At 72.8% G+C, this 16,543-nt stretch carries 15 protein-coding genes; 3 read left to right on the top strand and 12 right to left on the bottom strand.

What is annotated here, in order from left to right; translation table 11 throughout:
- Window positions 1–120: 120 nt before the first annotated feature.
- Window positions 121–1,095, bottom strand: a complete 975-nt coding sequence (locus AMK11_RS26320) for an NAD(P)-dependent alcohol dehydrogenase (protein WP_073730542.1) — start codon at window positions 1,093–1,095, stop codon at window positions 121–123.
- An 89-nt stretch (window positions 1,096–1,184) separates the two neighbouring features.
- Between AMK11_RS26320 and AMK11_RS26315 the strand changes: the two genes are divergently transcribed.
- A complete protein-coding gene (locus tag AMK11_RS26315; RefSeq protein WP_338012659.1) occupies window positions 1,185–1,838 on the top strand; it encodes a TetR/AcrR family transcriptional regulator in 654 nt (217 codons plus the stop codon).
- Window positions 1,835–2,281, top strand: coding sequence for a glutaredoxin domain-containing protein (locus AMK11_RS26310; RefSeq protein ID WP_073730540.1), 447 nt, complete (start codon window positions 1,835–1,837; stop codon window positions 2,279–2,281). The genes AMK11_RS26315 and AMK11_RS26310 overlap by 4 nt, the downstream gene beginning before the upstream one ends.
- Here the strand turns inward: AMK11_RS26310 and AMK11_RS26305 are convergent.
- The 3 genes from AMK11_RS26305 to AMK11_RS26295 all read right to left on the bottom strand — a co-directional run bounded on the left by AMK11_RS26305 (window position 2,272) and on the right by AMK11_RS26295 (window position 5,257).
- Window positions 2,272–2,778 carry an O-acetyl-ADP-ribose deacetylase gene (locus AMK11_RS26305; RefSeq protein ID WP_073730539.1) on the bottom strand — a complete coding sequence of 169 codons (507 nt, stop codon included), beginning with the start codon at window positions 2,776–2,778 and terminating at the stop codon, window positions 2,272–2,274. The genes AMK11_RS26310 and AMK11_RS26305 overlap by 10 nt on opposite strands.
- A gap of 47 nt (window positions 2,779–2,825) precedes the next feature.
- Window positions 2,826–4,235 carry a phytoene desaturase family protein gene (locus AMK11_RS26300; RefSeq protein ID WP_073730538.1) on the bottom strand — a complete coding sequence of 470 codons (1,410 nt, stop codon included), beginning with the start codon at window positions 4,233–4,235 and terminating at the stop codon, window positions 2,826–2,828.
- Between the two features lie 89 nt (window positions 4,236–4,324).
- Complete coding sequence (locus AMK11_RS26295) at window positions 4,325–5,257, bottom strand: AraC family transcriptional regulator (protein ID WP_443333931.1); 933 nt, start codon at window positions 5,255–5,257, stop codon at window positions 4,325–4,327.
- Between the two features lie 143 nt (window positions 5,258–5,400).
- On the opposite strand from AMK11_RS26295, the gene AMK11_RS26290 reads away from it, so the two are divergent.
- Window positions 5,401–6,081 (top strand): NAD(P)H oxidoreductase, encoded by a 681-nt coding sequence (locus tag AMK11_RS26290; protein WP_073730536.1) that lies wholly within the window; start codon window positions 5,401–5,403, stop codon window positions 6,079–6,081.
- 46 nt (window positions 6,082–6,127) lie between these two features.
- Here the strand turns inward: AMK11_RS26290 and AMK11_RS26285 are convergent, their stop codons facing one another.
- The 8 genes from AMK11_RS26285 to AMK11_RS26250 all read right to left on the bottom strand — a co-directional run bounded on the left by AMK11_RS26285 (window position 6,128) and on the right by AMK11_RS26250 (window position 16,512).
- Window positions 6,128–7,018, bottom strand: coding sequence for a GNAT family N-acetyltransferase (locus AMK11_RS26285; RefSeq protein ID WP_073730535.1), 891 nt, complete (start codon window positions 7,016–7,018; stop codon window positions 6,128–6,130).
- Between the two features lie 124 nt (window positions 7,019–7,142).
- Window positions 7,143–7,988, bottom strand: coding sequence for an inositol monophosphatase family protein (locus tag AMK11_RS26280; protein WP_073730534.1), 846 nt, complete (start codon window positions 7,986–7,988; stop codon window positions 7,143–7,145).
- An 84-nt stretch (window positions 7,989–8,072) separates the two neighbouring features.
- On the bottom strand, window positions 8,073–9,908 hold the full coding sequence (locus AMK11_RS26275) for a gamma-glutamyltransferase family protein (protein WP_073730533.1): 1,836 nt from the start codon (window positions 9,906–9,908) through the stop codon (window positions 8,073–8,075).
- 244 nt (window positions 9,909–10,152) lie between these two features.
- Window positions 10,153–11,511 carry an MFS transporter gene (locus AMK11_RS26270; protein WP_073730532.1) on the bottom strand — a complete coding sequence of 453 codons (1,359 nt, stop codon included), beginning with the start codon at window positions 11,509–11,511 and terminating at the stop codon, window positions 10,153–10,155.
- Window positions 11,512–11,515: 4 nt separating this feature from the next.
- On the bottom strand, window positions 11,516–12,451 hold the full coding sequence (locus AMK11_RS26265) for an alpha/beta hydrolase (protein WP_073730531.1): 936 nt from the start codon (window positions 12,449–12,451) through the stop codon (window positions 11,516–11,518).
- A gap of 21 nt (window positions 12,452–12,472) precedes the next feature.
- Window positions 12,473–13,453, bottom strand: coding sequence for a carbohydrate kinase family protein (locus AMK11_RS26260; protein WP_073730530.1), 981 nt, complete (start codon window positions 13,451–13,453; stop codon window positions 12,473–12,475).
- 19 nt (window positions 13,454–13,472) lie between these two features.
- On the bottom strand, window positions 13,473–14,696 hold the full coding sequence (gene metK, locus AMK11_RS26255) for a methionine adenosyltransferase (RefSeq protein ID WP_073730529.1): 1,224 nt from the start codon (window positions 14,694–14,696) through the stop codon (window positions 13,473–13,475).
- A 58-nt stretch (window positions 14,697–14,754) separates the two neighbouring features.
- Window positions 14,755–16,512 (bottom strand): acetyl/propionyl/methylcrotonyl-CoA carboxylase subunit alpha, encoded by a 1,758-nt coding sequence (locus tag AMK11_RS26250; RefSeq protein WP_073730528.1) that lies wholly within the window; start codon window positions 16,510–16,512, stop codon window positions 14,755–14,757.
- Window positions 16,513–16,543: the final 31 nt, after the last annotated feature.

Here is a 16,543-nt window from a genome sequence, read left to right as displayed (position 1 = left end):
GTCGCAATAGAAGCGTCAAGCCAGGTGGGGGAGCGTGCGGGGCGCGCGGGCGGGCTCCTCGCGCGTGAGGGCACCCTAGGGCCTGTCGTCGCCGGGCAGGCGGGAATTTGACGACAGGACCTAGGGCCTGTCGTCACCACGCGAACGACCCATGTCCACGACGTACTTTCCGTGCACGCCTCCCGCCTCGAGCCCGCGGTGGGCGTCGGCGATGTCGTCCATCGGCAGGGCCGCGTGGACCACGGGCCGGAGGTCCCCGTTCTCGACGCGCCGGGTGAGTTCCGCCAGGCGCTCGGGAGGCGGGTTGTTGCTGAACAGCTTGATCCGCCGCGGCCGGAGGGCGGCACGCAGTCCGGTGGTGAGCATGGAGGCGACGACGCGGTCCGGGTCGAAGGCGAGGGCGATCATGCGTCCGTTCCGGGTGAGCCGGGCCTGGTAGGCGCCGAGTCCGGTGCCCACCAGGTCGACGATGACGTCGAAGCGGCCGAGGCCGTCCGGCCGGGTCGCGCGGTAGTCGAGCACCGTGTCGGCGCCCAGTGCGGCGACCCGGTCGAGGTTCCGGGCGCCGGCGAGCGCGGTGACGTGCGCACCGAGCGCCTTGCCCAGTTGCACGGCGAGGCTGCCGACGCCTCCGGCGGCACCGCGGACCAGGAGCCGCTCGCCGGGAACGAGGCGGGCCTTGTCCGTCAGCGCGGTGAGCGCGGTGGTGCCCGACACCGGGAGGGCGGCGGCTTCCAGCAGGCCGATATTCCCGGGCGCCGCGGCGAGCCGGTCCGCGGGAACGGCGACGTACTCGGCGGTGGCACCGAAGGTGAAGTGCGGCATGACTCCCCACACCCTGTCCCCGGGCTGGCGACCGCGCACCTCCGCGCCCACCGCCGCGACCCGGCCGGCGAAGTCGCCGCCCGTACCGCGGGGGAAGGCGGTACGGGTGATGCCGCGCATCCGGCCCGCGCGGAAGGCGGTCTCCCCCGCGTCCACGCCGGCCCCGTACACCTCGACCAGCACCTCCCGCCGCCCCGGGACGGGCTTCGGCACCTCGGCGACGTGGAGCACGTCGGGCGGGCCGAAACGGTCGTACTGCACAGCACGCATGCGGTTCTCCTGACTCTCCGCGGTCCCCACGCCAGAAACGGGGTGGGCCCCCACTTATGCCGGGTACGATAACCGGAGCGGCACCCCGTTTGGCAATCCTGGAGGTCATGGTGGTCGGCAGCAGGGCGCGAGGTCCCATGCGCGCGGACGCCCGGCGCAACTACGAACGCATCGTCGTCGCGGCCGAGGAGATCTTCACAGCCCACGGCGCCGACGCCTCCCTGGAAGAGATCGCCCGCCGCGCCGGGGTCGGCTCCGCGACCCTGCACCGGCACTTCCCCTCCCGGCGCTCGCTCCTGGAAGTCGTCTTCCGCGACCGCGCGGAGGCACTGTGCGCCCGGGCACGGGAGCACGCGGCGCACGGCGAGCCGGGCATCGCGCTCTTCGCCTGGCTGCGGGACTTCACCACGTATGCGGCGGCCAGCCGCGGTCTGGTCGGGTCGTTGCTGCGCGACGGCCGGGACGCCGACCTGCTGGAGGAGAGCGACGGCTGCGCGGCGATGATCACCGCCACGGCCGGTGAACTGCTCGACCGGGCCCGGCAGGCGGGCACCGTGCGGACCGGCGTCCGGGCCGATGATCTTCTCGCGCTGGTCAGCGCCATCTCGCTCGCCTCGCACGAAGGCGAAGGCGAAGGCGATGACGGATCGCAGGCGGGCCGGCTTCTGGACCTCGTGATCGAGGGGGTGCGCACCCCGCGCGCGCCCGCCGCCGCGGCGTCTGCGTCTCCTGCGGCGTCATGATGCGCGCCTGGATCCCGCCGACGCTGCTCGCGCTCTGCGGCTCGGTCCTCGCGACCGGTCTCTTCCTCAAGGGGGACACCGGCACGGCCGCCGTACTCCTGCCGGCGTTCCTGGCGCTCTCAGCCGTGAACTCGCCCCTGATCTTCCCGAGGTCGATCGGTGCGCGGGAGGCACGACGCCGCAGCCTGGCCGACGGCCGGCCAGTCGTCTACTGGCGTCCTGGCTGCACGTACTGCCTACGGCTGCGCCTCCGGCTGGGCCGCGGCGCCCGCCGGTTGCACTGGGTCGACATCTGGCGCGACCCGGACGGAGCCGCGGTGGTGCGGGCCGCCAACGACGGCAACGAGACCGTGCCGACGGTCGTCGTGTCGGGCCGGCCGCACACCAACCCCGATCCGGCATGGGTGCGCGAACAGATCTCCGGCAGCGGCCCTCAGCAGTGACGGGCGAACGCCTCGTACGCCCGGTCGTCGAAGAGCACGAACCTCACCTCTTCGACGGCGGTCGGCGTGTGCCGCACCGTTTCGACGGCGATGCGGGCCGCGTCGTCCATCGGCCACCGGTACACGCCGGTGGAGATCGCCGGGAACGCGACCGTACGGGCGCCCAGTTCGTCGGCCACCCGCAGCGACTCCCGGTAGCAGGAGGCGAGCAGCCCGGGATCGCTGCCCGAGGCCTGGTGCACCGGGCCGACCGTGTGGATCACCCAGCGGGCGGCCAGGTCGCCCGCGGTGGTGGCGACCGCCTGGCCGGTGGGAAGGCCCTTGCCGTACTGCGAGGCGCGGAGCCTGCGGCACTCCGCGAGGATGGCGGGGCCGCCGCGCCGGTGGATGGCGCCGTCGACGCCGCCTCCGCCGAGGAGTGAGGAGTTGGCCGCGTTGACGATCGCGTCGGCGCTCTCGCGGGTGATGTCACCCTGGACGAGGGTGATGGTGGTCATGTCCGGTGTCCGGTCATGGGGGGTCTCCGATCGGCTCCGGTCCGCGGTCAGGTCTGCCGCAGTCTGCGCCAGACGGCCTTCGCCGCGTTGTGCCCCGACATGCCGTGGACGCCGGGGCCCGGCGGGGTGGCCGACGAGCAGATGTAGACGGCCGGGTGCGGGGTGGCGTACGGGAACAGGGACAGCTTGGGGCGCAGCAGGAGCTGGAGGCCGGAGGCGGCGCCGGCCGCGATGTCCCCGCCGACGTAGTTGGCGTTGCGGGCGGCCAGTTGGGGCGGGCCGGCGGTGGCGCGGGCCAGGACCCGGTCGCGGAAGCCGGGCGCGAAGCGCTCCAGTTGGCGTTCGATGGCGTCGGTGAGGTCGCCGGTCCAGCCGTTGGGGACGTGTCCGTACGCCCAGAAGACGTGCTTGCCCTCGGGGGCCCGGGTGGGGTCGGCGACGCTGGGCTGCGTGGTGATGAGGAACGGCGCGTCGGGGGCGCGGCCCTCGCGGGAGGCGGCGTTCAGCGCGGCGCCGACCTCCGCGCTGCTGGCGCCGATCTGCACGGTGCCGGCGGTGCGGGGCTCCTCGGCGGTCCACGGGACGGGGCCGTCCAGGGCGTAGTCGATCTTGAAGACACCGGGCCCGTACCGGTAGCCGGCGTAGTGGTTGCCGAGGCCGGCGATGCGGGCCAGGGCGGTGGGCGAGGTGTCGAAGACGTAGGCGCGGGCCGGCGGCAGGTCGTCGAGGCGCTTGACCTCGTAGTCGGTGTGGACGGTGCCGCCGAGGTCCATGAGGTAGGCGGCGAGGGCGTCCGAGATGGCCTGGGAGCCGCCGCGGGCCACGGGCCAGCCGCGGGCGTGCGCGGCGAGGGCGAAGACCATGCCTATGGCGCTCGTGGCGAAGCCGCCGAGCGGGGCCATGACGTGCGCGACGAGCCCGGCGAAGAGGGTCTTGGCCTTGTCGTCGCGGAAGCGGCGCATCAGCCACGTGGACGGGGGCAGGCCGGTCAGGCCGAAGCGGGCGAGGGTGACGGGGTCGCGGGGCAGCGCGGTGAGCGGCAGGGACATGAAGTCGCGGGCCAGGGTGTCCCAGTGGGGCAGGAAGCGCTCGACGAGTCTGCGGTAGGCGCCGGCGTCGCGCGGTCCGAAGGAGGCGGCCGTCTCGCCGACCGACCGGGAGAGCACGGCCGCCGAACCGTCCGGGAAGGGGTGCGCCATGGGCAGCGCGGCGTGCAGCCACTGGAGTCCGTACCGCTCCAGGGGCAGGTCGCGGAAGGCGGGTGAGTTGATCCCGAGCGGGTGCGCGGCGGAGCACGGGTCGTGCCGGAAGCCCGGCAGGGTCAGTTCCTCGGTGCGGGCTCCACCGCCCACGGTGCCCTGGGCCTCGAACACGGCCACGGAGAAGCCGCGGCGGGCCAGCTCCACGGCAGCGGTCAGCCCGTTCGGCCCCGCTCCCACCACGACCGCATCGAGCATCGACGGCACCTTCGGACCCCTTCGTCAGCCGATGGCCACTGGGGATCAGGATATGCCCGGGGTCCGACAGCCCGCGGTCGCGGGTGGGCTCACGCCGCCGCGGCGGCCCGGAACCCGCTGGGGCTCAGTCCCCGGTGGCGTTTGAAGGCGGCGCTGAAGCCGAAGGCATCCGCGTAGCCGATGGACTTGGCGATCTCGGCGATGCCGAGGTCGGTGTCGGCCAGCAGCGCCTCGGCGTCGGCCATGCGGCATTCGGTGAGGTAGGCGAGGGGCGGCCGGTCCATCACCTGGGTGAAGCGTTTGGCGAACAGCGCCCGGGAGACACCGGCCCGCGTGGCCAGCGACGCCACCGTCCAGGGCTCGGCGGGCCGGTCGTGGAAGGCCTGGAGGGCGGGGCCGAGGACCGGGTCGGCGAGGCCGCGGTACCAGCTGGGCGCGGCGGCGCCGGCCTGGTCGAACCAGTTGCGCAGGGTGCACACCAGAGCCCAGTCCAGGAGCCGGTCCATCAGGGCCTGGGAACCGGCCGTGCGCTGGGCGGCGTCGGCGGCGGCCGCCTCCAGCCAGGCACAGACCTCGACGTCCTCGTTGATCACCAGGACGGGCGGCAGGGCGCGCAGGAGCCGTTCGTGGCGGTGGCCGGAGGCGCGGTAGGCGCCCACGATCAGCGCGGTCGCACCGTCCGGGTCGGTGCCCCAGCGGATGCCGCCGAGTTCCTGTGCCGTGCATTCGGCGTCCGGGGTGAAGCATGCGATCTCGTACTCGGCGTGCGGGCGGTGGACGGTGTCGGCACGGTCCGCGAGGCAGAAGGGTGCGGGACCGCGCACGACGGCCGTGTCGCCCACGCCGACGGCCCGCTCGGTGCCGTCGGGCAGCAGCAGGGTGCCGCCGCCGCGCAGCACGCTGACCATGGTGAGCGGCGCGCCGTCGGCGAAGCGGACGGTCCAGGGCGCCGTCAGCACGGCGTGGCTGACGACCGAGCCCTCGGCCCGGATGCCGCTCAGCAGAGAACTCAAAGGATCCACGGAGCACATCGTAGACGATCTCCTATGTTTCGGAGAGTTTCTCCCATGGATCATCTACGTGACCGCGGCTGTACTGGACTCGTCGAACTGATCGAGAACGACCTGATCGAGAACGAACCGATCGCGGACAGCCGGGAGACACCGTGACGCAGCACAGCAGTGACGCCAGGACGGCCCTCGTGGTCGTCGCCCACCACCGTACCGACTCCCTCACCGCGCACACCGCCCGTCGCACCGTCGGCCGGCTCGAAGCCGCCGGGTACCGGGGCGACCTGCTCGACCTGCACGCCGAGGGGTTCGACCCGCGGATGACCGTGGCGGACCAGCCGGACTGGGGCAACCGGGAGAAGCGGTACTCGGACGAGACGCACGCCCACATGCGGCGCATCCTCGCCGCCGAGGTCGTCGTCGCCGTCTTCCCGGTGTACTGGCAGAGCGTGCCCGCCATCCTCAAGGGATGGATCGACCGCGTGTGGAACTACGGGTTCGCCTACGGCCGCAGCAAGCCCCGCCTCGCGGGCAAGCGCATCCTGTGGCTGGGACTGGCCGGCGCCCCCGCCGACGACGTTGTCGTGGAGGGCATGCGGTCCGTCCTGGAGGCCAACCTGAGTGAGGGCATCGCCTACTACTGCGGCTTCTCCCGCTCCACCGTCGGCCTGCTCACCGACGCGGAGGAGCGCCCGCAGCGCATCGACGCCGAGGGCAACCTGCTGGTGGGCGACGCGGTCGCGGGCGCCGAGCGGGAGGCGCAGTACGCCGACTTCGACCGTCGCGCGCGGGAGTTCGTGGAGAAGTTCCTCGCCGAGGAGACGGTGGCGGCCTGACGGGACCGGTGCCCGGCCGGTGGCGGCCGGGTACCGGCTTCGGCCGTCACAGGTCGAGCTGGTACTCCAGGGCCTTGCGGGTGGGGACGTAGCCCAGGGCGTCGTTGATGCGCCGCATGTGGGTGTTGTCGTCGGCGGTGTCGGTGACCAGGCCGGCGAGTCCGGGGTGCCGGGTGCGGGCGAGGCGGATCGACTCGGCCTTCATCCAGCGGCCGAGGCCGTGGCCGCGGTGCTCGGGCAGTACGCCGGTGCCGTAGTGGAGCCCGTCGCCCTTGCCGTCGCCCGGCACGACGAGCTCCGAGAAGCCGGCGATCGAGCCGTCGGCCTCGTCGACGGCGACCACCGTGGTGAGCAGGTCGCCGCGGTCGGCGACGGCCTTGGCGGCGGCCAGGACCCGCTCGACGTCCCAGACCACGACGCCGTAGTCGGTGTCCCCCATCGGCATGTCGTCCAGCGCGCGGCGGGAGGCGGCGAAGGTCCGCGCGAGCTCGTCGGGGACGGTGCCGCGCCATGACAGGAGGCGGTAGCCGGGGTGCGGCCGGTCGGCGATGGCGTGGATCGCGTCGGTCCGGCCGGCGTCGAGCTCGTCCAGGGCGAGCCGGGCGTAGGTCAGGCCCAGCACCTCGCGGAAGCCGCGCGCGGCGAGGAAGTGGTCGCCGGGCGTGTCCGCGTCGGCCTGCGCGACCACCGACCGCCGGCCGTCCTCCCGCGCGGCGGCCACCGCGGTGTCGAGGAGCCGGGTCCCGGCCCCTCGGCGCCGCTCGGCGGTGTGCACGTGCAGCGTCAGCTCGGCCAGGTGTTCCTGGCCTTCCTTCGTGAACAGGCGCAGGAACTCGTACCCGAGCGGGGCGCCGTCGTCCCCGCAGGCCAGCCACGCGAGGCGATGGCTGGACGGGGTGCGGTCGGGGTCGGCGAGGGCGGTGACGTGTATGGGCAAGGTGACTCCGGTCCGTCCGGTGATGACTGCCTGGGCCGACAGTCGATCACGCGACGGGGCACCGGGGCACGGGGATTTGCCGATACGCCGATCTGCCGTGCGGAGGGAAACTTCTCCCCGGTGGTCAGGCCTCGCCCGCCAGCAGTGCCACCACCCGGCGGGCCGTGGCCGCGTCGCGGGCCGCGGTGAACGGCAGCTCGTTGCCGCCCGTGACGCGGAAGGGCTCGCCGGTGCGGGTGAGGTGGGTGCCGCCCGCCTCTTCCACCAGGAGCAAGCCGGCCGCGTGGTCCCACGCCGCTTCCCAGCTGAACGCCGTGGCGTCCAGCTCACCGCGGGCCACGGCCAGGTACTCCAGGCCCGCCGAGCCGCAGGGGCGGGGGGCCACGCCCGGGGTGCGCAGGCCGAGCAGGGCCTGCTTCTGCTCGTCGGTCGTGTAGTCCGGGTGGGAGGTGGCGACGTCGAGCTCGCGGCCGGGCTCGGGCGGTCCGGCGTGCAGGCGCTCGCCGTCCAGGAAGGCGCCCTGGCCGCGTACCGCCGTGGCCAGCTGGTCGGGGACCGGGGCGTAGGTCCACGAGGCCCGCACGACACCGTGGTGGGCGAGGGCGACCAGGGTGCAGAAGCCCGGGTCGCCGTGCACGAACTGCCGCGTCCCGTCGACCGGGTCGACGATCCAGACCGGCGCCTCGCCGCGTATCGCCTCGTAGGAGGCGGGGTTGGCGTGCACCGCCTCCTCGCCGACCACCACCGAGCCCGGCAGCAGTGCGGACAGGGCGTCGGTGAGGAAGAGCTCGGCCTGCCGGTCGGCGTCCGTGACCAGGTCGTGCGGTCCGGCCTTCTCGTCGATCTCGTGGGACGCCAGCCGGCGCCGGCGCGGCATGATCTCCTGGGCGGCGGCCTTGCGGACGGCCTCCGCCACGTCGTCGGCGTGCCGGGCGAGAAACTCGTCGATGGTTTCGTTGTTCTCGATCATGACTCCATGAGAGCACGCGCCACTGACAATCCCCACCCGGGTGGTGTACTCCGGGTGGAATCGGCGCGAACAGGCGGTGCGGGGTCAGCGCCCGACCGCGTACCCCTGCATGCCGCGCGGGTTCGCCGCCGCCGAGAGCACGCCCGTCCCGGGGTCCCGGGCGACGGCGCACAGCCGGCCCTCCGACCAGGCCCCGCCGACCGTCACGTCGTGCCCGCGGCGCCGCAGCTCCTCGACGACCTCGGCCGGCGTGCGGGACTCCACGGTGACGCTGCCCGCCCGCATGCCGCGTGGGAAGAAGGAGCCGGGGAAGCTGTCGTTGTGCCAGTTCGGGGTGTCGATGGCGCCCTGGAGGTCGAGGCCGCCGCGCACCTGCGCGCGCAGGGCGACCGCCAGGAAGAAGTGCGTCTGCCACTGGTCCTGCTGGTCGCCGCCGGGGGTGCCGAAGGCCATCACCGGCACCCCGTCGCGCAGCGCGACGGAGGGCGTGAGCGTGGTGCGCGGCCGGCGGCCCGGCGTGAGCGAGTTGGGCAGGCCCTCCTCCAGCCAGGTCATCTGCAGCCGGGTGCCGAGCGGGAAGCCCAGTTCCGGCACGACCGGGTTGGACTGGAGCCAGCCGCCGCTGGGCGTGGCCGAGACCATGTTGCCCCAGCGGTCGACTATGTCCAGGTGGCAGGTGTCGCCGCGGGTGCCCCCGTCGGCGGCGACCTCCGGTTCGCCCGGCACCGGCGACGTCGGGCTCTTGGCCACCGTCGGCTCCCCGACGCCCAGGGCGTCGAGGCCCTCCCCCTCCACGGCCGCCACGCGCGCGTGCGCGCTGAGCCGCGGAACGCGCCCGCCCGGACTGCCGGGCCGCAGCTCGTGGGAGGCCTTCTCACCGACGAGCACCCGCCGTGCCGCGTTGTACTCGGGCGACAGCAGGTCGTCGAGCGGCACCGCGTCAGCGCCGTCCGCGTCCCCGTACCAGGCCTCCCGGTCGGCCATGGCGAGCTTGCAGCCCTCGATCAGCAGGTGGACGTAGTCCGCCGAGCCGTACCGCGGCAGCTCGGGCGGGAGCAGCGCCAGCTGCTGGAGCAGGACGGGGCCCTGGCTCCAGGGGCCTGCCTTGCACAGGGTCCAGCCGTTCCAGTCGTACGTAGCGGGAGCCTCGTAGTGCGCGGACCAGCCGGCGAGGTCGGCGGCCGTGAGGGTGCCGGTGTGGCGGACGCCGCTGGTGTCCATGGTGGGCCGGCCGGCCTGCCGTACGAGGGCGTCGGCGACGAACCCGGTGCGCCAGACATCCCGTGCCGCGTCGATCCGCGCCTCGCGGTCCCCCGCACCGGCGGTCTCGGCGAGCAGCCGCTTCCAGGTGGCGGCGAGAGCGGGGTTGCGGAAGGGCACGCCGGGGCGGGGCGGGCGGCCGTCCGGGAGGTAGATGTCGGCCGAGGAGGTCCACTCCGTCCCGAAGAGCTCCCGCACGGTCTCGACGGTCTCCGTCATCCGCTCCACGGGCGGGTGCCCGTGTTCGGCGTACCCGATGGCGTACTTCAGTACGTCGGGGAGCGGCTTGGTGCCGTGGTCGCGCAGCAGCGTCATCCAGGCGTCGAAGGCGCCGGGGACCGCGGCGGCGAGCGGGCCGGTGCCGGGGACGAGGTCGAGGCCGAGCCCCTTGTAGTGCGCGATCGTCGCCCCGGCCGGTGCCACGCCCTGTCCGCACAGCACCCGCACCTCGCCGCCCGCCGGTGCGAGCAGGATCGGCACCTCCCCGGCGGGCCCGTTCAGGTGCGGCTCGACGACGTGCAGCACGAAGGCGCCGGCCACGGCGGCATCGTAGGCGTTGCCGCCGTCCTCCAGCACCGCCATCGCCGACTGCGAGGCCAGCCAGTGGGTGGAGGAGACCATGCCGAAGGTGCCTTGGAGGGTGGGACGGGTGGTGAACATATGGCCTCTCACCTCGTTGTTTCCGTGTCGCGGCCCAGAGGATGGGCAGTCAGGACGGGGCCTCTCCCGCTCCCCCAGAAGGCTATCGATCGCCCTGCACCCCTTCTGCCCAGCCTCCGGCATGAAGTGGGCGTAGTGGTCGAGGGTGATGGTCGGCGACGACTCCTTCCGGCCCGGCCGCATACGCAGGTCGACGACGGTGTTCGGTACAGATCATCGCCGACGAAGCCCCCGCGCGTGACGGCTACTCGATGGCCCGCCCGCGCGAGCTCGTCGAGCGCGAGATTCGCTCTTCCGCGCCCCCGTCTCCCCCCTTCACCTCCACCGTGCCGTTTTCCGGACGCGCCCCCACGGCGATCGGGTCGGCCGCGACCGCGTTCCCAGGCCGCTCGCCGAATGCGCGGGTGCGCCCGGCGAGCAGCAGACACAGGGCCGCGGCGACCGAGGCGAGCCCGCCCCCGTACAGCGCGCTGCGTGCACCGAAGTCCGCGGCGAGCCGGCCGACGAGCAGGGCTCCCAGGGGAGTGGTGCCCTGGAGGATCAACGTGTAGAGGGCGAGGACGCGCCCCCGGTACCGTGGGTCGCAGCCGAGCTGGACGCGGTGGTTCGCGGCCTGGGCGAACCAGATCGACGCGAAGCCGGTGAGCGCGAGGAGGACGACCGCCTCCCCGAAGCCCGCGGCCCAGCCGGTCGCCGTCTCCAGGACGCCGAATGCGAGCGCGGCGCCCGTCACCGTACGGCTGGAGGGTCTGCCCCGGCGGGCGGTAGTGGCGAAGGCGGCCAGCAGGGAGCCGGCCGCGAACGCTGTGGTGAGCAGCCCGAACGAGGCCGCGTCCGCGTCGAAGACGGTGCGGGCGAGCAGCGGGATCGTGAGCTGGAAGTTGAGCCCGAACAGACTGACCAGTGCGACGAGCAGCAGACAGAGCAGCAGGTCGGGGCGTGAACGGGTGTACCGGAGCCCGTCGACGACCCGTACCCGGCCCTTGGGCGGCCCGCCCCGCAGCAACTCGGCCGGGCGCATCATCCGCAGCGCGGTCACGGTGGCCAGATAGCTCGCGGCGTTCAGGACCATCACCGGCCCCGTCCCCCAGGCGGCGATGACGAGACCGGCGAGGGCCGGGCCGATGACCCGGGCGAGGTTGAAGTACGCGGCGCTCAGCGCCGACGCGTTGGGGACCAGCTCCGGACCGACCATCTCGCTCACGAACGACATGCGGGTCGGCACCTCGACGGAGTTGACCGTCCCGAGGCAGAACGCGAACAGATAGAGATGCCACAGTTCCAGCGCCCCGGCGAGGACCAGGGCTGCGAGGACGACGGCGTACGCGCCGGAGGCAAGGTTGCACAGGGTGAGCAGCAGCCGTTTGTCGTACCGGTCGGCGAGCCGTCCGCCGTACAGCGTGAGCACCAGCATCGGCGCGAACTGGAGCGCGGTCACCACGCCCAAGGCCGTGGCGGAATCGCCCGTCATGGAGAGCACGAGCCAGTCCTGCGCGACGACCATCATCCAGGTGCCGGCCACTGAGACGATCTGACCGGCGGCGAAGAGCCGGAAGTTGCGGACGGCCAGGGAACGGAAGGTGGTGCGGAGTCGTTCGCGCATCGGATCAGGAGACCGCCGCCGGCCGCCGGGCGGGCGACGCCTCGCGGGCCACGAGACAGGATTCCAGGAAGGCGAGCGCGCGCAGATGGTAGGCGCGGGCCGCCCAGCCGAGGCTCACGTTGTGGCCGGCGTCCGGCTGCCGCTCGACGAGGACCCGCGGCGCGGCGGAGAAGGCACCGGCCAGTTCGGCCAGGGATGCCTCGTCGTGCCGCCACCACGCCTCGTACTCGGCGAAGGTCAGCCGCACCGGTACGCGGACCCGCGGCGCGATCTCGTGGAAGCGCCGGGGCCACATGGCGGCGTCGGCCCTTTCCTGTGCCGGCATGGGTGCGACGAGTGCCCCGCTCGTACGGAAGGTGTTCGGCGGGTAGAGCCGCAGCGGGCCCCAGTGCTTCGCCCACTGGCGCCGGGCGGGCGCGCTATGCCCCGGGGAGTCGGGAATGTCGTGACGCTCGACGGCGTAGAGATGGCCGCAGCCCGAGATGTCGACGCCCAGCAGATCATGACCGGTCAGGTCCCGGCCCTCCAGGTCGGCAGCGGCGGTCAGCGCGACCTTGCCGCCGTAGGAATGGGCGAGCAGGAAGAACCCGGCGCCGACTTCGTACCGGGAGGCGAAGTCACGCAGGGCCGCGCGCAGCGCCCTGCCCTGCGCGGCCAGGGGCTGCCCGGCGGGGAGTTCGGGGGCCGAGCGGCGGTATCCGGGGCGGTCGACGGCGAGGACGGTGTAGCCGAGGCTCGCCCCCAGGGTCAGCAGGGACAGCTGGGGGCTGGCCTGGCCGTCGAAGTAGCCGGCGTTCATGCCGCCGCCGTGGACGGCCACGACGACCGCCCGGGCACGGGTGTGCCCGGGCTCGCTGAGGAGGCCGGAGAGGGCGACCCCTCCGGCGTCCAGGGTGATCTCGCGTACACCGCAGGAGAGTTGCGGAGCCCTCGTCGTCATGTTCGTCTCCTCGGGGTCGGGTCAGAGCGAGGGAAGGTGGGGCTCCAACTCGCGTACGGCGTCCGAGCCGTAGGACGCCTCGATGCTCGCCAGCATCTCGGTGGCGGACAGCTTGTACTCCTGCGTGCCGACGACCTGGAGCACCACGGTCGCCAGGGCGCATCCGAGCCGGGCCGCCGGCTCGTACGACAATCCCCCGGCCACGCCGGCGAGGAAACCGGCGCGGAAGGCGTCGCCGACCCCCGTCGGCTCGCCGACGGCCGTGGTGGGGACGGCGTCGACGTGCAGCCAGGGCTGGCCGGACCGGCCGATGTCCACCCCGGCCGCGCCACGGGTCAGCAGCCAGACGCCGGCCTGGCGCAGTACCTCTTCCTCCGTCCAGCCGGTGCGCTCCTGGAGCAGGGCCGCCTCGTACTCGTTGGTGAACAGGAAGCGGGCGCCGCGCACCAGGCGGCGGGCCTCCGGGCCGGACAGCCGGGCGAGCTGCTGGGAGGGGTCGGCGGCGAACGGGATGCCCAGACGCCGGCACTCGCGGGTGAGAAGGAGCATCGCGCGGGGGTCGTTCGGGCCCACCAGGGCCAGGTCCAGCCGCCCGGTACGCTCCTGGACGGATGTCAGGGTCGCGTGGACGGCCTCAGTCATGGCGCCGGCGTAGAACGTCGCGATCTGGTTGTGGTCGAGGTCCGTGGTGCACACGAAACGGGCGGTGTGGAGGGTTTCGCTGAGATGGACGTGGGCGGTGTCCACGCCGTTGTCGCGCAGCCAGCTGCCGTACTCGGCGAAGTCCTTGCCGGCGGCCCCGACGAGTACGGGGGCGACGCCGAGGCGGGCGAGGCCGAGGGAGATGTTCGCGGCCACTCCCCCGTGGCGCACTTCGAGGCTGTCCGCGAGGAAGGAGAGCGAGACTCGGTCGAGCCGGTCGCCAAGGAACTGCTCGGTGAAGCGGCCCCGGTAGGCCATGAGATGGTCGGTGGCGATCGAGCCGGTCACGGCGATGCGCACGGGTGGGGGTCCTTCCGAGTCAGTTCTTCGCAGCCTTCTTCAGCTCGTCCACGCGGTCGGTGCGCTCCCAGGTGAAGTCCGGCAGCTCGCGGCCGAAGTGGCCGTAGGCGGCGGTCCGGGCATAGATCGGGCGGAGCAGGTCGAGGTCGCGGATGATGGCGGCCGGGCGGAGGTCGAAGACCTCGTCGATCGCCTTCTCGATCTTCACGGTCTCGACGGTGTGGGTGCCGAAGGTCTCGACGAAGAGGCCGACGGGCTCGGCCTTGCCGATGGCGTAGGCGACCTGGACCTCGCAGCGGGAGGCGAGGCCGGCGGCCACGACGTTCTTGGCGACCCAGCGCATGGCGTAGGCGGCGGAGCGGTCGACCTTGGACGGGTCCTTGCCGGAGAAGGCGCCGCCGCCGTGGCGGGCCATGCCGCCGTACGTGTCGATGATGATCTTCCGGCCGGTCAGGCCGGCGTCACCCATCGGGCCACCGATCTCGAATCGCCCGGTCGGGTTCACCAGCAACCGGTGGCCGTCGGTGTCGAGCTTGAGACCGTCCTCGTCCAGTTGGTTCAGCACGTGCTCCACGACGAACTCGCGAACGTCGGGCGTCAGCAGCGACTCCAGATTGATGTCCGAGGCGTGCTGCGAGGAGATTACGACCGTGTCCAGGCGGACGGCCTTGTCACCGTCGTACTCGATCGTGACCTGCGTCTTGCCGTCCGGGCGCAGGTACGGGATCGTACCGTTCTTGCGCACCTCGGTCAGCCGGCGCGACAGCCGGTGAGCGAGGTGAACCGGCAGCGGCATCAGCTCCGGTGTCTCGTCCGACGCGTAACCGAACATCAGCCCCTGGTCACCAGCGCCCTGCTTGTCCAACGCATCACCCTCGTCACCTGCGGCGGCACGCTCGACCCGGGACTCGTACGCCGAGTCGACACCCTGCGCGATGTCCGGGGACTGCGACCCGATCGACACCGACACGCCGCAGGACGCACCGTCGAAGCCCTTCTTCGAGGAGTCGTACCCGATCTCCAGGATCTTGTTCCGGACCAGGGTGGGGATGTCCACCCATGCCTTGGTGGTCACCTCACCGGCGACGTGCACGAGACCGGTGGTGATCAGCGTCTCGACGGCGACACGGGAGGTGGGGTCCGCACGCAGAAGCGCGTCGAGAACGGTGTCGCTGATCTGGTCGGCGATCTTGTCGGGGTGACCCTCGGTCACGGACTCCGAAGTGAACAGACGTGTGGCCATACGGATTCCTCGTGGTGTGGCGGCGGGCGGACGTTGACATCCGGAGCTTGGCGGGGGGTCAGTCCTTGATTTCGCAGATCGGGGCGCCGGTGGTGAGTGAGACGCCGACCTCGGCGGTGAGGCCCTCGACGGTGCCGGTGCGGTGGGCGTTGAGGGGCTGCTCCATTTTCATGGCTTCCAGGACGACGATGAGTTCGCCTTCTTGGACGTGCTGGCCCTCCTCGACGGCGACCTTGACGATGGTGCCCTGCATCGGGGAGGCCAGGGTGTCGTCGGAGGCGGTCGGGCCGGACCTCTTCGCGGCGCGGCGCTTGGGCTTGGCTCCGGCGGCGAGCCCGTTACGGGCCAGGGACGTGCCCAGCGAGGACGGCAGGGACACTTCGAGGCGCTTGCCGCCGACCTCGACGACGATGGTCTCGCGGCCGGTCCCGTCCTCCTCCGCCTCCACCGCACCGGCCGGGGCGTAGGGGGCGATGGTGTTGACGAACTCGGTCTCGATCCAGCGGGTGTGGACCGTGAACGGGACACCGGTGAAGGCGGGGTGGGCCACGACGGCCTGGTGGAAGGGGATGGCGGTGGCCACGCCCTCGACCTTGAACTCGGCAAGCGCGCGGGCGGCGCGCTGGAGGGCCTGGTCACGGGTGGCGCCGGTGACGATCAGCTTGGCCAGCAGACTGTCCCAGGCCGGGCCGATCACACTTCCGGTCTCCGCACCCGCGTCCAGGCGGACACCGGGACCGGCGGGCGGGGCGAAGGCGGTCACGGTGCCGGGGGCGGGCAGGAAGTTCCGGCCCGGGTCCTCGCCGTTGATCCGGAACTCGAAGGAGTGTCCGCGCACCGCCGGGTCGCCGTAGCCGAGGGCCTCGCCGTCGGCGATCCTGAACATCTCCCGGACCAGGTCGATGCCGGTGACCTCCTCGGTGACCGGGTGCTCGACCTGGAGACGGGTGTTGACCTCCAGGAAGGAGACCGTGCCGTCCGGACCGACCAGGAACTCCACCGTCCCCGCACCGACGTACCCGGCCTCCTTCAGGATCGCCTTCGAGGCCGCGTACAGCTCCGCGTTCTGCTCCGGGGTCAGGAAGGGGGCGGGGGCCTCCTCCACCAGCTTCTGGTGGCGGCGCTGCAGCGAGCAGTCACGGGTGGACACCACGACCACATTGCCGTGGCTGTCCGCCAGACACTGGGTCTCGACGTGGCGGGGCTCGTCCAGGTAGCGCTCCACGAAGCACTCCCCCCGACCGAACGCGGCCACCGCCTCGCGGACCGCGGATTCGTACACCTCGGGGACCTCCTCCAGGGTGCGGGCGACCTTCAGGCCACGCCCACCGCCACCGAACGCGGCCTTGATCGCGATCGGCAGACCGTGCTCCCGGGCGAACGCGACGACCTCGTCCACGCCCGCCACCGGGTCGGGGGTGCCGGCGACCAGCGCGGCACCGGCACGCTGCGCGATATGCCGGGCCGCGACCTTGTCACCCAGGTCCCGGATCGCCTGCGGCGGCGGGCCGATCCACGTAAGGCCCGCGTCGATCACCGCCTGCGCGAAGTCCGGGTTCTCGGAAAGGAACCCGTACCCCGGGTGGACCGCGTCCGCGCCCGTGTCCTCGGCCGCCCGCAGCACCTTGCCCACGTCCAGATAGCTGGCCGCCGGGGTGTCACCGCCCAGCGCGAACGCCTCGTCGGCCGCGCGGACATGCAGAGCGTCCCGGTCCGGATCCGCGTAGACGGCAACGCTCGCGATCCCCGCATCCCGGCACGCCCGAGCGACACGGACAGCGATTTCGCCACGGTTGGCTATGAGCACCTTACGCACGACGGAGCCCTTCTGCCCGGCCGGGCGACTG

Source organism: Streptomyces sp. CB02414 (assembly GCF_001905385.1).
In the GTDB taxonomy this organism is placed as follows: Bacteria; Actinomycetota; Actinomycetes; order Streptomycetales; family Streptomycetaceae; genus Streptomyces.
This window is presented reverse-complemented; position numbering and strand designations above follow the sequence as displayed.